This is a genomic window from Haloactinospora alba, from assembly GCF_006717075.1.
Classification (GTDB): domain Bacteria; phylum Actinomycetota; class Actinomycetes; order Streptosporangiales; family Streptosporangiaceae; genus Haloactinospora; species Haloactinospora alba.
The window spans coordinates 571,232-586,590 of record NZ_VFQC01000002.1 but is presented as its reverse complement, the minus strand read 5'-3'; the positions used below and the strand labels follow the sequence as shown (position 1 = coordinate 586,590).

The following is a 15,359-nucleotide window of genomic DNA, read 5'->3' as shown; positions in this document are numbered from 1 at the left end:
ATCGCAGGGACCTGAGGCGGCGTGTGGCTCCTGCCACACCGCGCGGAACACGGCCGGGCGACGCGCAGCGGGACAAGCGTCCGAAAACAGGACAGAACACCTAGCCGCGCGGGGACCTCCACAGCTGGGTGATGAGCAGTGCCGAGGCACCGACCGTGGTGAACGTGATCGGCAGGAACGCGAGCTGGTACCCGGCGCCGGCCTGCAGGATCAGCCCCGCGGCCACGGTCGCCACCACGGTGGTCGTGAACCCGGACATGTTGACCACGCTGGAGACCACTCCCGTACGGTGCGCCGGCACACCGTCCCGGGCGAAGTCGAACGAGAGGGACGGCGCGATCATCGCTCCCGCGGAACTCACCGTCAGGACCGCCAGGGAGACCGGAGCCGGCGGTGGGCCGCCCGGCCAGACGACCACGGTGATCCATCCCGCGCTCAGCACCGTCGCGAACACCGTCGCGAACGGCCGACGGATGCCGGGGCGCCGCCCGACCACAGCTCCCAGGGTCGGTGCGATCCACAGGGTGCCCGCTCCCAGGGCGGTCATCGCGGCCCCGGCCGCGGCCGGGGTGAGACCCACTCCCTCCACCAGGAACGGGTACCCCCACAGCACCGCCAACATCGTGTAGGGCGCCATGACCGCCGCGTGGTGGGCCATACCCGCACGGGGGCCGCTCCTGCAGAACGCCTCGGCGACGCTGGCGCGCAACGCCACCGGTTGCCGGGTGCCGCGGCGCCCCGGGGGGCCGGTGGGACTGTCGGCGACCACGAGCAGCACCAGCAGCGTCATCACGGCGGTCACCGCCGCGGACCCGAGGAAGGCCGCGACCCAGCCCGGCCCGTGCAACGCGGCGGACAGCGGCCCCACACTCGCGATCTGTCCGAGCCCCCCGGCGGTCCCGGTCAGCGCGCTGACCAGGGCGTAGCGCCGGCGGGGGAACCACAGCGCCGCGAGCCGGATGACGTTGATGAACGTCACCGCGTCGCCCAGACCGATGAGGACGCGGCCGGCGACGGCCGCCTGGACGTTGGGCGCCAGGGCGAACAGCGCCACCCCGCACGTCATCGCGGCCAGCCCGAACAGCAGCGTCCTGCGGGGGCCCACCCGGTCGGCCAGGATGCCCGCCGGAACCTGCAGCAGCACGTAGACGACGAGTTGCAGCATCGGCAGGACCGACAGCAGAGCCGGCCCCACATGGAAGCGTTCCTGGGTCTCCAACGCGGCGACGCTGAGGCCGTTGCGGTGGAACATCGCCAGGAAGTACACCCCGACCGCAACACCCCACACCAGCCAGGCACGGGCACCACCGGGCGGTTCCGGAGCGGATTCCACCCCGATGACACGGTCATCGGACGTCTCTTCGTGGTCGTCAGCCTCTGCGGCCGCTCTGGTGCTCATCGGCGTGTCCTCAGCGTGCGCGCCCCTGGCGCCGGGTGGCCTGGCCCGCCACGCGCCTGGCCGGAACCCCGGCTGCTTCCACGAGCGCGCTCGGCCGCGGATGCCTCGGCCCATCCGCGCACTCCTGTTTACCAGTCCGTTTCCGGCTGTCCAGGGTGATTTCCCCCATCGATCTCTGCGGCGAGGGACACACCGGGATCTTCCGGTAACACCACACCAGAGCGAACGCGTACGACAATCGTTCGGTGACGAACGGTGAACGCGAACCCTTCGGGAGGTGCCGTGGCGACGCCGAACGACGCGCCGACCGGGTGGATCGCCCCCCGCCCGGCGTGGCCGGTGATCCTCGGGGCGGGGTTCCTCCTGTGGGCGGCCACCGTGGTGGTGACGTTCGTGACCGCCAACCCGAACCTGTTGCCGACCATCGTGCTGCTGGGCAGTTTCCTAGTGCCGGTGACTTTCGCCTCGTGGGCCTACGAGCGGGGGCACGGCGCGCACGTCACGGCGGAACTGCTGTTCCTGTGCTTCGTGGTCGGCGGCCTGCTGGGGGTACTCGGAGCCTCGCTGCTGGAGGCCTACCTGGTGCGGCCCTCACCGCTGATGTACATCGGTGTGGGTGTCATCGAGGAAGCGGTGAAGCTGGCGGCGCTGATGGTGGTCGCCCAGCGGATGGCCCACCGCGGCGCCCGTGACGGCATGGTGCTGGGCGCGGCCGTGGGGCTGGGGTTCGCGGCGTTCGAGAGCGCCGGTTACGCGATGACGTCCCTGGTGTCCAGGAGCGGCCTGGATCTCGTGGCGCTCGTGGAGACCGAGATCCTGCGCGGATTGATCACCCCGGTCGGGCACGGTGTGTGGACCGCCATCCTCGGCGGTGTCGTGTTCGCCGCCTCGCCCCGGGGGCGGTGGCGGTTCAGCGTCGCGGCACTCGTCACCTTCCTCGGGGTCGCGCTGCTGCACGGGCTGTGGAACTCGGTGCACGGGATAGCGATCGTGCTGACGCTCGTGCTGACGGGGGACATGTGGCAGACACGCCTGCTCAGCGTGGGCTACCTCCCGGAGCTGACACCGGCACAGGCGCACCTGAGCACAGCGCTCGACTGGACCGGCCTGGTGATCGTGGCCGCCGTCGGCGTGCTCTGGCTCACGCTGCTCGCCGCTGGCAACCGTCACACGCCCGGAACGCAGGGTGATTCCGGTCACACTACCGAGTAGCCCGCCCCCGCTCCCGAGCCACGCCCGGACACCGACACGGATACACCCGTACGCGGCGGTAGGACCCGTGTGAACCGAATCCGGACGCGCCGCACCGGCGGGATTCCGACCCCCCGGAACCAGTTGTTGTGACATGGGTCACACACGTCAGGGTCGACCCCTAGGGGTGGGCTACTGCTACGATCCGGGACGCAAAGAATAACTGCGAGGTAACGACCCTGTCGTTGGTCGCGCTCTTTGTTGGGACCACAAGGCACCAGCCGGTCCGCCCCTGACCAACTTCGGCGGCACCGGAACGTACTGGGGCCCGCGGTTCCGCCGCGGACGCGCCGCACCCCGCTGAGGCGCCTCTCCGCGGTTCCGACCACTGAGGAGACGTTCTTGAGTCACTGGCGGTTGAACAACCCCAGAGCCGACCGCGCGAAGTCGGCACTGGCGAACCGGGCCAAGCACCGGCCGCGGCACGCCTTCTGCGCCGAGCGAGCGATCACAGCCTTGTGGGAAGAGCTGGCAGCCGTCGCCGCCCGACCGATGTACCGGGCGGGCAACACCGACCTCGCGGTCATCTCGATCATGCGAGGTATCAACGTGTGGTGTCGTGACGGCAAGTTCATCTGGAACGATTTCCTCGGGGACACCATCACCCACCCCGCCAACGATCCCGCCGGTGCCGCAGCCATGCTGCGGCCTTTTTCGCGTTGGCACCCCTTCGAGCCCGAGGTGCACCACAGCGCGCAGCTCGCCGCTGCCTAGACGTACCGGACACCAGGGGCCGCGCCCCAGCAGTGGTGTGACAACGGCAAAGGGCCTCCGACAGGGGTGTGGGCCGACCGGGGCCACCCCCGGAGGAAGTAGTCCGGGAGGCCCTCGGCGCTCCACGTGCCCCGGACCAGCGCACGGTCGGCGACGAACGGGCCCGACACGTGGCCCGGCGCTGTGCCGCCGAACGTCTCCACCGCGTCCACACCGCCGTTGACAGGCTCACCCGGCCCGGCGCCACCCGAAGCTGTCGGGGGAAGCACACGCGCCGTCGGAGCGGCCTGTATGGCCACGGCATGAGTTCCCCTGTTTTCACGGCCAGCGCCGCCTCCCCCGCGTTGTACGAAGAACGCACCGCGCTCGACCTGATCGGTGAGGCGATGGGGAGTGGGGCCGATGTGGCGGCCGTCCCCGTGGATCGGGTCTGTGAGGACTTCTTCTCGCTGGGTTCCGGCCTGGCCGGCGAGATCGTCCAGAGATTCGCGAACTACGGGATACGTCTCGTGATCGTCGGCGACATCAGCCGCTACCTCGCCGGGAGCCAGGCGCTGCGTGACTTCGTGCGCGAGGCGAACCGCGGCAGGCAGGTGTGGTTCGCGGCCACGCCGGACGAACTCGCCGAGAGGCTGCGGTAGCGCCTGGATCCGGAGGGCTCGCCGCCCCGTTGGGGACAGTGCGCCCGGCCCGGCCCGGAGAGGGCCCCGCGGGCGGCGCCGCGGAGCCCGAGAGGCCGAAGCGCGCCCAGACGTCACTCCAGCGCTATGCCCTCCAACTCACCGAACGGGCCGGCCCGCATGTCCAACTCCTCGACATCCCCCGGCGGCGCCGGGAACATCGCGATGAGCTGGTAGGGCTCGCCCGGCTGCAGCTCGTGAACCTCCTCGGCGAGGCTCGCGTACTTCCCGTCGGCCGACTTCATCTGGGCCACGTAGCGAACCAGGTCACTGTCGGGCTCCAACAGCTGGAACCCGCCCAGGGTGCCCTTCTCGAACTGGTCGGGCCCGCCCGGGATCCGGGCCTCCTCGCTGTCGAACTCGAGCTCGGTCGGCTCGTCGGAGGTGTTGGTCAGCTCCACGGTCCCGATGACGTAGGCGCCGTCCCTGCGCAGCGGGTACACGTCCAGCCGGACGTCGTCCTCGGTCTCGCTCGCCGTCACCTCGCCCAGTTCCGGGTCGAAGGGTGCCGGTTCGGAGACGTTGCGTTCGGCCGCGCCGAGGGAGTCCTCCTGGTCGCCGTTCCCGCTGTCCTGTCCCGGCGAGTCCCGGTCCACCTCGTAGGAGAACTCCACCCGCCGGTTGCGGGCACGCGCCTCCTCGTCGTCCGGCCCTCCTTCCTCGGCGACGGGTTCCTCACTGCCGCGGCCCTCGACGTCGAAGGCGTAGTCCTCGCCGAGCTCCTCCCTCAGCAGGTCCCGGACGGTCTCGGCGCGCTCCTCGGAGAGCTCGTCGTTGTAGGAGTCGCTGCCCTTGCCGTCGGTGTGGCCGATGACGGTGATCTCGGAGGATTCCGGGTCGATGTTGCGCTCCAGCGACGCCGCGGCCTTGGTGACGACCTCCTCCGCCTCGCCGGTGAGAGTGGACTCGTCGAACTCGAACATGACGTCGGAGTGCAGCGCCATCGTCTCCTGGTCGCCGTCCCGCGTGGTGGAGGCGAGGTCGGAGTCGACGAAGCTCTCCAGGTCCACGTCGACCGCCTGGGCCTCACTGTCGGGCCGCCGGACCTCGAACGTGAGGTTGGTCCCGTCGGGGGGTTCCGTTCTCACGTACTCGTCTCCATTGGGATCCGGCGTGGGTTTCTCCTCCTCCACATCCTGGATCGGGATACCAGTCATCGCGCCCATCCCGCGTCCGACGAAGGTCACCTGCCGCACGTCCTCGGGGATGCGGGGGAAGTACACCCGGTACTCGTTGGCGACCCCCTCATGGACGGGAAACCTCCCCGAGTCTTTCGGGCCGTGCGAGCCGTAGGACGTAACGCCGTCCTCGTCGATGTACTGGTTGTAAACCCGGCCGTTCACCGGGTCCACCAGCGTGGGCGGGGTGGACATCCGCGTGTTGCTGCCCCGCAGCTGGTCCTTGTAGCTCGCCTCGTAATGCAGCACCGTGTGCTCGGGGGTGCGTTCCAAACCGGTGATCGACAGTTCCAGTTCCGTGTCCTGTCCGGTGTCCAGGAACACGCGCCCCGTCTTGGTGTAGGGGAAGTCCTCCTCCACCGGTTCCGGTTCGGGGCTCTCGGGAGAGGGGGACTCCCCGTCCTCGCCGGGTTTCTCGAGGTCCTGGACCAAGCCGCAGCCGCTGAGCAGGAGGCTTCCCGACACCAGCGACGAGGCCAGAGCCAAAGGCGTTTTCCGTACCACTGGGGGACTCCGATCGTCGATCGCCGCCATTGTCCCCCTGACGGACGGTCTCCTGAAGGCGTTCCCGTGTGGCCGGATCCGGCCACGGCCGGAACGCGCGTACCGCGGCGGCGGCACGCGCGCCCGGCCGGGCCGCAGGCTCGGGGCCCGTGCGACGGGCGCTGCCCGTCCCCGACGGCGCCGGAGCGGCGCGCGGGAGGACGCGTTCCCGTCAACCGGAGGGCACTACCCCCAGGCCAGTGAGGTCGTCTCGGGATCCTCCAGCACGGCGCCGACGTCGCGCAGCACCTTCGAACCGAGCTCCCCGTCCACCATGCGGTGGTCGAAGGACAGCGACAGGGTCGTGACCTTGCGGACCGTGAGCTGGCCGTCGTGCACCCACGGCATCTCCCGGATCTGGCCGAACGCCAGGATCGCGGCCTCCCCCGGGTTGAGGATCGGGGTTCCGGCGTCCACCCCGAACACACCGACGTTGGTGACGGTGATCGTGCCGTTGCTCATGTCGGACGGGGAGAGCGTGCCCGCACGGGCCGCCTCGGTGAGTTCCCCCAGTTCCCGCGCCAGGTCCGGGAGCGGTTTGGTCTGCGCCTCCTTGATGTTGGGAACCACGAGGCCGCGTTCGGTGGCCGCCGCCACACCCAGGTTCACGTAGTGCTTGACCACGATCTCCTGGGCCTGCTCGTCCCACGAGGCGTTGACCCCGGGGTGCCGGCGCACCGCCGTCAGCAGCGCCTTGGCCACGAGCAGCAGGGGCGACACCTTGACGTCGGCGAACTCCGAACGCTCGCGCAGCTTCTCCACGGCCTCCACGGTCCGGGTCACGTCGACCTGCAGGAACTCGGTCACGTGAGGGGCGGTGAACGCGCTGTCCACCATGGCCGCCGCTGTGCGTTTCCGCACACCCTTGACCGGGATGCGCTCCTCCCGGGACGTGTCCCCGCCGGCCGCGCCGGCCGGCGCCGCGGTTTCGGCGGGAGGCGCAGTCTCGGCGGCGGGGGCGCTCGCCCGTTGGACGTCCTCCCGGGTGACGATCCCGCCCGACCCGGTGGGAGTGACCGAGGAGAGGTCCACCCCCAGGTCCTTGGCGAGCTTACGCACGGGCGGCTTCGCCAGGGCGCGCCCGGAGGAGCCGTTCGGTGCGCCGGCGCCGGAGGACTCCTTCCGGGGTGGCTCAGCGGCCGCCGCGGGCGCTTCCGCGGGGGGAGAACCGGCCGCGGCGGACGCGCGGTTGCGGCGCGGGCGGCGCTGGGTACTGGCGGCTTTCTGCCCGTAGCCCACGAGCGGTTTCTCCTCGGCCTCCTGCCCGCCGCCGGACTGCTGCCCGCCCGCGCCGCCGCTGCCGTCGTCGACGGTGATGATCGGGGAGCCGACCTCGACCGTGCTTCCCTCCTCGGCCAGCAGCGCGCGCACCGTTCCCGCGTACGGGCTGGGCAGCTCCACGGCGGCCTTGGCGGTCTCCACCTCGCAGATCGTCTGGTTGACCGCTACCTCGTCCCCCGGTTGGACGTACCACCGCAGGAGCTCCGCCTCGACGAGTCCCTCACCGACGTCGGGGAGCCGGAACTCCTGTACACCCTGTTCTTGTCGTTCCATCGTCGCCTGGCTCCCTTAGTACGCGAACGCGCGGTCGACACCGTCGAGCACCCGGTCGAGGTCGGGCAGGTAGTGCTCCTCGAGCCGGGACTGGGGGTAGGGGGTGTCGAACCCGCCCACCCGAACCACGGGCGCCTCCAGGTGGTAGAAGCAGTTCTCGGTGACCTGGGCGGCGATCTCCGCCCCCAGCCCGTGGTTGACCGGCGCCTCGTGCGTCACGACCAGGCGCCCGGTCCGGCGGACGGACTCCGCCACGGTGTCGTAGTCGATCGGCGACAGGGAGCGGAGGTCGACCACCTCGATGGAACGTTCCGTGTCGGCCTCGGCGGCCTGGAGGGCCGTCTTCACCATGGGGCCGTAGGCCACGATCGTGACGTCGCGGCCCTGGCGCGCGACGCGCGCGGTGTCCATGCCGGTCTCCGGCGCCGCGGCGTCGGTGTCCACCTCGGCCTTGTCGTAGTAACGCCGTTTCGGCTCCAGGAACACCACGGGGTCGTCGGAGGTGATGGCCTGCTGGACCATCCAGTAGGCGTCGACCGGGTTGGCGACCGTGGCCACCCGCAGTCCCGCGGTGTGGGCGAAGTAGGCCTCGGGCGACTCGCTGTGGTGCTCCACCGCGCCGATACCGCCGCCGTAGGGGATGCGCAGCACGACCGGGAGGGTCACGTTGCCCGCCGAACGCCGGCGCATCTTGGCGAGCTGCGCGAAGGTCTGGTTCGTGGCGGGGAAGAAGAACCCGTCGAACTGGATCTCGCAGACCGGGCGGTAACCGCGCATGGCCAGCCCGATGGCGGTGCCGACGATGCCGGACTCCGCCAGCGGGGTGTCGATGACCCGGCCGGCCCCGAAGTCCTTGTACAGCTCGTCGGTGACCCGGAAGACCCCGCCGAGTTTCCCGACGTCCTCGCCCATGATGAGGACACTGGGGTCGGTCTCCATCGCGCGGCGCAGCCCCGCGTTGATCGCTTTGCCGATGGTGAGTGTGGTGCTCATGCGTTACCGGACCCCTTCCGTTCCGACATCCTCGAACGAGGCGAGGTAGTCGGCGAAATCCGCGCGTTGGCGGTCGATGTGGCTGTTGGGTTCCGCGTAGACCTCGTGGAAGATGTCCAGCGGCTCGGGGTCGGGCAGTTGCCGGCACTGGGTGCGCAGACGCTCTCCGAGCTGGTCCGCCTCCGCCTCCACCTCGGAGAGGAAGGCGTCGTCGGCGATCTGCTCGTTGACGAGGTAGGTGCGCAGTCGGCTGATGGGGTCCTTGTTCTGCCACTCCTCCAGCTCGGCCGAGGCGCGGTAGCGGGTGGGGTCGTCGTTCGTGGTGTGCGCGCCCATGCGGTAGGTGAACGCCTCGATCAGCATCGGTCCCTGCCCCTCGCGGGCGTTGCGCAGCGCGGCGCGGGTGACCGCGAGCGAGGCGAGGACGTCGTTGCCGTCGATGCGCACACCGGGGAAACCGAAGCCTGAGGCGCGCTGGCACAGCGGCACGCGGGACTGGCGTTCCAGCGGTTCGGAGATGGCCCACTGGTTGTTCTGGCAGAAGAACACGACGGGGGCGTTGTTCACCGCCGCGAAGTTGAACGCTTCGCTGGTGTCTCCCTGGCTGGTGGCGCCGTCACCGAAGTAGCTGATGACGGCCGTGCCGTCCTCGCCGAGCGCGCCGTCGCGCTGCACTCCCATGGCGTAGCCGGTGGCGTGCAGCGTCTGGCTTCCGATGACGATCGTGTAGAGCTGGAGGCCGTGCTCGTTGGGGTCCCACCCGCCGTTCGTGACGCCGCGGAACACCCCGAGCAGTTGGACGGGGTCGATTCCGAAGCACCAGGCCACACCGTGCTCCCGGTAGGAGGGGAAGGCCACGTCGTTGGGGTGCAGCGCGCGGCCCGAACCCACCTGCGCCGCCTCCTGTCCCAGCAGGGACGCCCACAGGCCGAGTTCGCCCTGGCGTTGCAGCGCCACGGCCTCGGTGTCGATGCGGCGCACCAGGACGAGGTCGCGGTAGAGCTCGCGCAGCTGCTGCGCGTCGATCTCCAGCGGATAGTCGGGATGTTGTCTCAGTTCTCCGTCGGGGGTCAGGAGCTGGATAAGCTCCGGTTCCGCCTGCGCGGTGTTGTCCGACACCTGTCGCTCCTCGGGTTCTCGGGGCCGATCACGCGGGGTACCGCCAACCGGCCGGACCTCTGTCCGTTCACCCGCGGTAACAGGTGCACGGACAGCCCTACCGATATCGTGACAGAACTCACCGCGGGCGGCGCAAGATCCCAGCGGCACCTTTCGCCTGCCTCATCCATGGTCCCCGAGAAAACCGAAAGCGCAACTACCAGGATTTCCTACCAATTGCAAGGACGACCAAATAAAAAATCGGCCGTCCAACGAACCGGGTGGCGGACGGTTTCCCCCTCGGGGGCCGCCCGGCACCGTCCACGCGAACGTCGTCACGGAGAGTGAGGTGCGGGGTGTGCCGGACGGAGCACCGCGCCGGGGCGCGGGTGGGGGACTGCCTCCCGGAAGGCACGGCGCGGGAGGAGCAGCGACCGGTCGCTACGACCGGGACGGGAGCTCAGGCGGCGGCTTCGATGCCGCGCTCCCTGGCGTAGTCGGTGAGCATGCCGCGCAGCTGGCGCCGCGCGCGGTGCAGGCGGGACATGACCGTTCCCAGCGGGGTTCCCATACGGGCGGCCACGTCCTTGTAGGGGTAGCCCTCGACGTCGATCAGGTAGACCACGAGCTGGAAGTCGCTGGGGAGCTCGGCCAGCGCCCGCCGGATGTTGGCGTCGGGCAGGTGCTCCAGCACCTCGGACTCCGCGGAACGGAGGCCGGTGGAGGTGTGCCCCTCGACAGCGGCGAGCTGCCAGTCCTTGATCTCGTCCGTCGAGTCCTGACGCGGCTCACGCTGCTTCTTGCGGTAGCCGTTGATGAAGGTGTTGGTCAGGATCCGGTACAGCCAGGCCCGAAGGTTCGTTCCGGCGCGGAACTGGTGGAAATTCGCGAACGCCTTGGCGAAGGTCTCCTGGACCAGGTCCTCGGCATCGGCCGAGTTGCGGGTCATACGCAGCGCCGTGGGGTAAAGCTGGTCGGCGTACGGGGTCACGGCCGTGGCGAAGTCCATGCCGTTCGAGGTCTCCTCCCCGTCGGTGGTTCGCTCGCGTTCGACGGTCGTCACATCTCCCCCTCGGGACGACTGTTCATCGTTACCGTCCTGTTAGACGCATATAACGCCCTGCCATGATGACAGTCAACCGGGTGATACGTGTCACGGGCGCCGACAAGCCCCGCCAGCGGCCGTCTGCGGGTCCCGAAACCCCTCCGCCGCGGCTGTCGATTCCTGCCCGGCGACGCCAGTGCCGTACGCTGCGTGCTGCCTGCCGGTGTCGGCAGGCCGGCCCGGCAGCGAAGCACCCGCACGACAAAATGGAGGAGACCCGTGGCCCGCGTCGTCGTTGATGTCATGCTCAAACCGGAGATCCTGGACCCGCAGGGCGAGGCGATCACGGGCGCGTGCGGCCGCCTGGGGTTCGCGGGGATCAACGGGGTCCGGCAGGGAAAGCGCTTCGAGGTGGACGTGGAGGGCGAGCCCGACGAGGAGCGCCTCGAGGAGATTCGGAATATGGCGGGCACACTGCTCGCGAATCCCGTCATCGAGGACTTCGAGGTACGGGTGGAGTGACCCCGCTCCCCAATCGCGCCAACATCACCTCTCGCCTCCTGTTTCACAGCAACCCCACCGGGAAAGCTAGGAAATGCGGCAGGATATTCAGGGGGGATTCCGATGGAGGCGAGTTTCGCGATCGCGCTTCCTCGGGCCGCGTACACGGTTCCGGTCATGCGCGAATTCCTCGGGGAAGTCCTCCGGGTGAACGGAATTACCGAGGAATGCACATTCACCATTCTTCTCGCCGCATCCGAAGCCTGCACCAACGTCATCGACCACGGCGCCCCCGCCGCCACCTACGAGGTGACCGCCCACCTGTACGACGGCTCCTGCCTGCTGTCGGTGACCCACGCCGGCCCGGAGTTCGCCCCCGCCCACATCCCGGCGCCGGACCTGGACGCGGAGTCCGGCCGCGGGATCGCCCTGATGCGGAGCCTGGTCGACGAGGTGACGTTCCGCGACACCTCCCCCGGTGCGATCACGGTGCTGCTGCGTAAGCACCTGTGCCCGGGCGCCCCCGCCGACGGCCGCCCCGACCTGGCCCCGGCAACGCACTGACCACCGCGGAGGCCCACCGCACCCAGCGGCCGGGCCAGCGGGTAGCCTCGGCAGTGGAGGCGCTGGTCGCGATGGCCACCAGCGCACGCGAGCCATCCGTGCGACGACTTTTCGGAGAGTACCCATGACAGCCCGCGTGGGCGTCGTCACGTTCCCCGGCTCCCTGGACGACAGGGACGCGGCACGTGCCATCCGCATCTGCGGCGCCGAACCCGTCCCCCTGTGGCACGACGACGCCGACCTCCACGGTGTGGACGCCGTCGTCCTCCCGGGCGGCTTCTCCTACGGGGACTACCTGCGCTGCGGCGCCATCGCCCGGTTCGCACCGGTGATGTCCGAGCTGGTTCCCGCCGCGGAGTCCGGCCGCCTTCCAGTGCTGGGGATCTGCAACGGTTTCCAGATCCTGTGCGAGAGCCACCTGCTGCCGGGAGCCCTGACCCGCAACGCCAACCAGCACTTCATCTGCCGCGACCAGCGCGTCCGGGTCGAGACCACCGACACCGCCTGGACCGGCCAGTACCACACCGGCCAGGAGCTGCTCCTCCCGCTGAAGAGCAACGAGGGCAACTACGTCGCGGCGCCGGAGACCCTCGACACCCTGGAACGCGACGGCCGGGTGGTGCTCCGCTACGTCGGCGGCTCCCCCAACGGCGCCCACCGCGGCATCGCGGGCGTCACCAACGAGCACGGCAACGTCGTCGGCGTGATGCCCCACCCGGAACACGCCACCGCCGCCCTCACCGGGCCATCGGTCGACGGGAGAGGGTTCCTCACCTCGCTCGTCGCACGCGCCGGCGGGGCCGTCCCCGCCGGCACCGCGGCGGGGGCGCGCTAGGGCGTGGGAACCGACCCCGGCGGACCGAACGGGAGAGACACTCCATGATGGCGCTGCTGCGTTCGCGCATGACCATGTACGTCCTAGCCGCGCTCGTCACGGTGGGCATGGTGGCCACCGGCGCGGTCGGCCTGTTCACCATGTCGAGCGCGCCGGCACCGAAGAGCCCCGCCCCCGAGGGCTCCCAGCAGCCCCCTGCCCCGGCCCCGGAGATGTCCGAGATCGGCGAGGCGCCCGGTGACGCCTCCTACACGGACCTCGGCCAGCAGTGCGAGGGCGGCGAGTGCTACCGCCTCGTCGGGATCGCCGCCGAGGACCTCGACTCCGAGGAGGCCGTCGACACCGTCTACGACCACCTGCTCGACAAGGGATGGGGCCAGACCCTGCCGCAGGGGGAGGACGACCCCGACGACGTCCCCACCGAGCAGACGTACCTGACCAACGGATCCGTCCTGCTGAAAGGCAGCACCGACCCCTACGGGCCGGACACCACGGCAGGACTGATGCTCACCCACGCCCAACCGCCCTCCTAGGCACGACCACGGAACCGAGAACGGAACCCGCCCATGCCCGACACGCAGACCGACACCGTCGCAGCGGCCGCCGCGACACCGGCCACGCAGCAGCCCTACGCCGAGCTCGGTATGGCTGAGGACGAGTACGCGCGCGTGCGCGAGATCCTCGGGCGCCGCCCCACCGCGGCCGAACTCGCCATCTACTCGGTCATGTGGAGCGAACACTGCTCCTACAAGAGCTCCAAGGCCCACCTGCGCCAGTTCGGTGAGAAAGCCCCGGACAGCGACGCGCTGCTGGTGGGGATGGGCGAGAACGCGGGCGTCGTCGACGTGGGCGACGGCAACGCGGTGACGTTCAAGCTCGAGTCGCACAACCACCCCTCCTACGTGGAGCCGCACCAGGGCGCCGCCACCGGCGTGGGCGGCATCGTCCGCGACATCCTGACCATGGGGGCCCGGCCGGTGGCGGTCATGGACGCGCTGCGGTTCGGCCCCGCCGAGGAGGAGGACACCCTGCGGGTGCTGCCCGGCGTCGTCTCCGGCATCTCCTCCTACGGGAACTGCCTGGGCCTGCCCAACATCGGCGGGGAACTCGGGTTCGACCCCGGCTACGCCCGCAACCCGCTGGTGAACGCGATGTGCGTCGGTGTGCTGGACCGCGACGACATCAAGCTCGCCCAGGCATCCGGGCCGGGCAACAAGGTCGTCCTCTTCGGCGCGCCCACCGGCCCCGACGGCATCGGCGGCGCGTCCGTGCTCGCCAGCGCCTCCTTCGACGCCGAGAGCGGCGCGAAGCGCCCCAGCGTCCAGGTGGGCGACCCGTTCCTGGAGAAGCTGCTGGTGGAGTGCAGCCTGGAACTGTTCCGCAACGACCTCGTCGTCGGCATCCAGGACCTGGGAGCCGCCGGTGTCTCCTGCTCCACCACCGAGCTGGCCGCGGGCGGCACCGGCGGGATGCGCGTCGAGCTGGACCGGGTGCCGCTGCGAGACCCGCGGCTCACCCCCGAAGAGATCCTGATGAGCGAGTCCCAGGAGCGCATGATGGCCGTCGTCGAGCCGGACAAGCTCGACGCGTTCCAGGAGACCTGCCGCAAGTGGAACATCCTCGCCACCGTCATCGGCGACGTCACCGACGTCACCAGTGAGGAGGCCGAACGCGGCGGACGCCTGGTCATGACCTGGCACGGCGAGACGATCGTGGACATGCCGCCGCGCACCGCCTCCGACGAGGGGCCGGTCTACCAGCGCCCCTACTCCCGCCCGCAGGACCAGGACGGGCTGCAGGCGGACACGCCCGAGCGGCTGGAACGGCCCACCACCGACGAGGGGCTGCGCGAGCAGGTGCTGCGCGTCCTCGCCGCGCCCGGGGTGTGCGACCCCACCTGGGTGACCCAGCAGTACGACCGCTACGTGCTGGGGAACACGGTGCTGGCGGCGCCGCACGACGGCGGTGTGGTGCGGGTGTCCGACGACAGCGACCGCGGCATCTCCCTGGCGACCGACGGGAACGGCCGCTACACCCGCCTCGACCCCTACACCGGGACACAGGCCGCCTACGCCGAGGCCTACCGCAACGTCGCCGCGACCGGGGCGCGACCGCTCGCCGTCACCAACTGCCTCAACTACGGCTCGCCGGAGGACCCCGGCGTGATGTGGCAGTTCGCCGAGTCCACCCGGGGACTCGCCGACGCGTGCCAGCACCTCGGAACCCCGGTCACCGGGGGCAACGTGAGTTTCTACAACCAGACCGGGGACACGGCGATCAATCCCACCCCGGTGGTCGGGGTACTCGGGGTGATCAGCGACGTCAACAACCGGCTGACGTCGGCGTTCGACACGTCCGGGGCGCGCCTCCTGCTGCTGGGCGAGACCGCGGCAGAGCTGGGCGGGTCCGTGTGGGCCAGCGTGGTCCACGGCCACCTCGGGGGCCACCCGCCGCGGGTGGACCTGGACGCGGAGGCCGCGCTCGGTGCCGTGCTGGCCGAAACCGCCGAACGGGGGCTCGCCCTGGCCGCGCACGACCTGTCGGACGGCGGGCTCGCGGTGGCGCTCGCGGAGTCGGCGCTGCGCGGCGGCACGGGGTGCTCCGTGGAGGTGACGGACCCCTTCGTCTCCCTGTTCAGCGAGTCGGCGGGACGTGCCGTCGTCGCGGTGGACCCGCGGGCCGAGGCGGAGTTCACCGAGCTCTGCTCCCGCCACGGTGTCCCGGTCGAAGCGGTCGGCTCCACCGGCGGCTCCGCGCTGCGGGTCTCCCACCCCGGCGGCGGGTTCGCGATCGAGCTGGACGAGCTGCGGGCCACCCACGCCGGAACCCTGCCCGACCTCGTCGGTGTGGCCTGACTGGGCTGTCCCGGGAGTTGTCCAACCCGGAGAGGGGTGCGCGCCCCTCCCGACCGCTGGGCGGGGCCTGTGGTGGTCCTAGACGTGGTCTCGTCATGGCGGGCTTCGAGGTAGGCGACCCGCGAGCTCGTCGATCACGGCGCGGGAAG

Annotated in this window: 14 protein-coding genes; 8 read left to right on the top strand and 6 right to left on the bottom strand. The window is 70.5% G+C overall.

All coding sequences use genetic code 11. The features are described 5' to 3' along the window. Positions 1-100 precede the first annotated feature (100 nt). A complete protein-coding gene (locus FHX37_RS20385; RefSeq protein ID WP_141925807.1) occupies positions 101-1,399 on the bottom strand; it encodes an MFS transporter in 1,299 nt (432 codons plus the stop codon). 282 nt (positions 1,400-1,681) lie between these two features. On the opposite strand from FHX37_RS20385, the gene FHX37_RS20380 reads away from it, so the two are divergent. The 3 genes from FHX37_RS20380 (at position 1,682) to FHX37_RS20370 (ending at position 4,005) form a co-directional block, all read left to right on the top strand. Continuing rightward, entirely contained in the window at positions 1,682-2,611 is a 930-nt protein-coding gene (locus tag FHX37_RS20380; protein WP_141925806.1) for a PrsW family intramembrane metalloprotease, read from the top strand. Positions 2,612-2,992: 381 nt separating this feature from the next. Then, a complete protein-coding gene (locus FHX37_RS20375) occupies positions 2,993-3,364 on the top strand; it encodes a hypothetical protein (protein WP_141925805.1) in 372 nt (123 codons plus the stop codon). A gap of 302 nt (positions 3,365-3,666) precedes the next feature. Then, complete coding sequence (locus tag FHX37_RS20370) at positions 3,667-4,005, top strand: DUF4180 domain-containing protein (RefSeq protein WP_141925804.1); 339 nt, start codon at positions 3,667-3,669, stop codon at positions 4,003-4,005. Between the two features lie 113 nt (positions 4,006-4,118). On the opposite strand, the gene FHX37_RS20365 is transcribed toward FHX37_RS20370, so the two are convergent. The 5 genes from FHX37_RS20365 to FHX37_RS20345 all read right to left on the bottom strand — a co-directional run bounded on the left by FHX37_RS20365 (position 4,119) and on the right by FHX37_RS20345 (position 10,473). Beyond that, on the bottom strand, positions 4,119-5,726 hold the full coding sequence (locus tag FHX37_RS20365; protein WP_141925803.1) for an OmpA family protein: 1,608 nt from the start codon (positions 5,724-5,726) through the stop codon (positions 4,119-4,121). A 225-nt stretch (positions 5,727-5,951) separates the two neighbouring features. Then, on the bottom strand, positions 5,952-7,319 hold the full coding sequence (locus tag FHX37_RS20360; protein WP_141925802.1) for a dihydrolipoamide acetyltransferase family protein: 1,368 nt from the start codon (positions 7,317-7,319) through the stop codon (positions 5,952-5,954). Between the two features lie 15 nt (positions 7,320-7,334). Next, positions 7,335-8,312 carry an alpha-ketoacid dehydrogenase subunit beta gene (locus FHX37_RS20355; RefSeq protein ID WP_141925801.1) on the bottom strand — a complete coding sequence of 326 codons (978 nt, stop codon included), beginning with the start codon at positions 8,310-8,312 and terminating at the stop codon, positions 7,335-7,337. Between the two features lie 3 nt (positions 8,313-8,315). Beyond that, a complete protein-coding gene (gene pdhA, locus FHX37_RS20350) occupies positions 8,316-9,431 on the bottom strand; it encodes a pyruvate dehydrogenase (acetyl-transferring) E1 component subunit alpha (RefSeq protein ID WP_141925800.1) in 1,116 nt (371 codons plus the stop codon). 439 nt (positions 9,432-9,870) lie between these two features. Beyond that, positions 9,871-10,473 carry a sigma-70 family RNA polymerase sigma factor gene (locus FHX37_RS20345; protein ID WP_281288330.1) on the bottom strand — a complete coding sequence of 201 codons (603 nt, stop codon included), beginning with the start codon at positions 10,471-10,473 and terminating at the stop codon, positions 9,871-9,873. Between the two features lie 261 nt (positions 10,474-10,734). On the opposite strand from FHX37_RS20345, the gene purS reads away from it, so the two are divergent. The 5 genes from purS (at position 10,735) to purL (ending at position 15,210) form a co-directional block, all read left to right on the top strand. Beyond that, a complete protein-coding gene (purS, locus tag FHX37_RS20340) occupies positions 10,735-10,977 on the top strand; it encodes a phosphoribosylformylglycinamidine synthase subunit PurS (RefSeq protein ID WP_141925799.1) in 243 nt (80 codons plus the stop codon). A gap of 102 nt (positions 10,978-11,079) precedes the next feature. Next, positions 11,080-11,520: an ATP-binding protein gene (locus FHX37_RS20335; RefSeq protein ID WP_141925798.1), complete on the top strand. Its 441-nt coding sequence runs from the start codon at positions 11,080-11,082 to the stop codon at positions 11,518-11,520. Positions 11,521-11,644: 124 nt separating this feature from the next. Beyond that, complete coding sequence (gene purQ / locus FHX37_RS20330) at positions 11,645-12,355, top strand: phosphoribosylformylglycinamidine synthase subunit PurQ (protein WP_141925797.1); 711 nt, start codon at positions 11,645-11,647, stop codon at positions 12,353-12,355. Between the two features lie 44 nt (positions 12,356-12,399). Further along, positions 12,400-12,888, top strand: a complete 489-nt coding sequence (locus tag FHX37_RS20325) for a hypothetical protein (protein WP_141925796.1) — start codon at positions 12,400-12,402, stop codon at positions 12,886-12,888. Between the two features lie 33 nt (positions 12,889-12,921). Beyond that, entirely contained in the window at positions 12,922-15,210 is a 2,289-nt protein-coding gene (gene purL / locus FHX37_RS20320) for a phosphoribosylformylglycinamidine synthase subunit PurL (RefSeq protein ID WP_141925795.1), read from the top strand. Positions 15,211-15,359: the final 149 nt, after the last annotated feature.

Excerpts from the sequence above, each read along its gene's own strand:
- purL (WP_141925795.1), top strand. The coding sequence starts at position 12,922 with ATGCCCGACACGCAGACCGACACCGTCGCAGCGGCCGCCGCGACACCG.
- FHX37_RS20325 (WP_141925796.1), top strand. The coding sequence starts at position 12,400 with ATGATGGCGCTGCTGCGTTCGCGCATGACCATGTACGTCCTAGCCGCG.
- FHX37_RS20355 (WP_141925801.1), bottom strand. The coding sequence starts at position 8,312 with ATGAGCACCACACTCACCATCGGCAAAGCGATCAACGCGGGGCTGCGC.
- FHX37_RS20360 (WP_141925802.1), bottom strand. The coding sequence starts at position 7,319 with ATGGAACGACAAGAACAGGGTGTACAGGAGTTCCGGCTCCCCGACGTC.
- FHX37_RS20335 (WP_141925798.1), top strand. The coding sequence starts at position 11,080 with ATGGAGGCGAGTTTCGCGATCGCGCTTCCTCGGGCCGCGTACACGGTT.
- FHX37_RS20370 (WP_141925804.1), top strand. The coding sequence starts at position 3,667 with ATGAGTTCCCCTGTTTTCACGGCCAGCGCCGCCTCCCCCGCGTTGTAC.
- purQ (WP_141925797.1), top strand. The coding sequence starts at position 11,645 with ATGACAGCCCGCGTGGGCGTCGTCACGTTCCCCGGCTCCCTGGACGAC.
- FHX37_RS20385 (WP_141925807.1), bottom strand. The coding sequence starts at position 1,399 with ATGAGCACCAGAGCGGCCGCAGAGGCTGACGACCACGAAGAGACGTCC.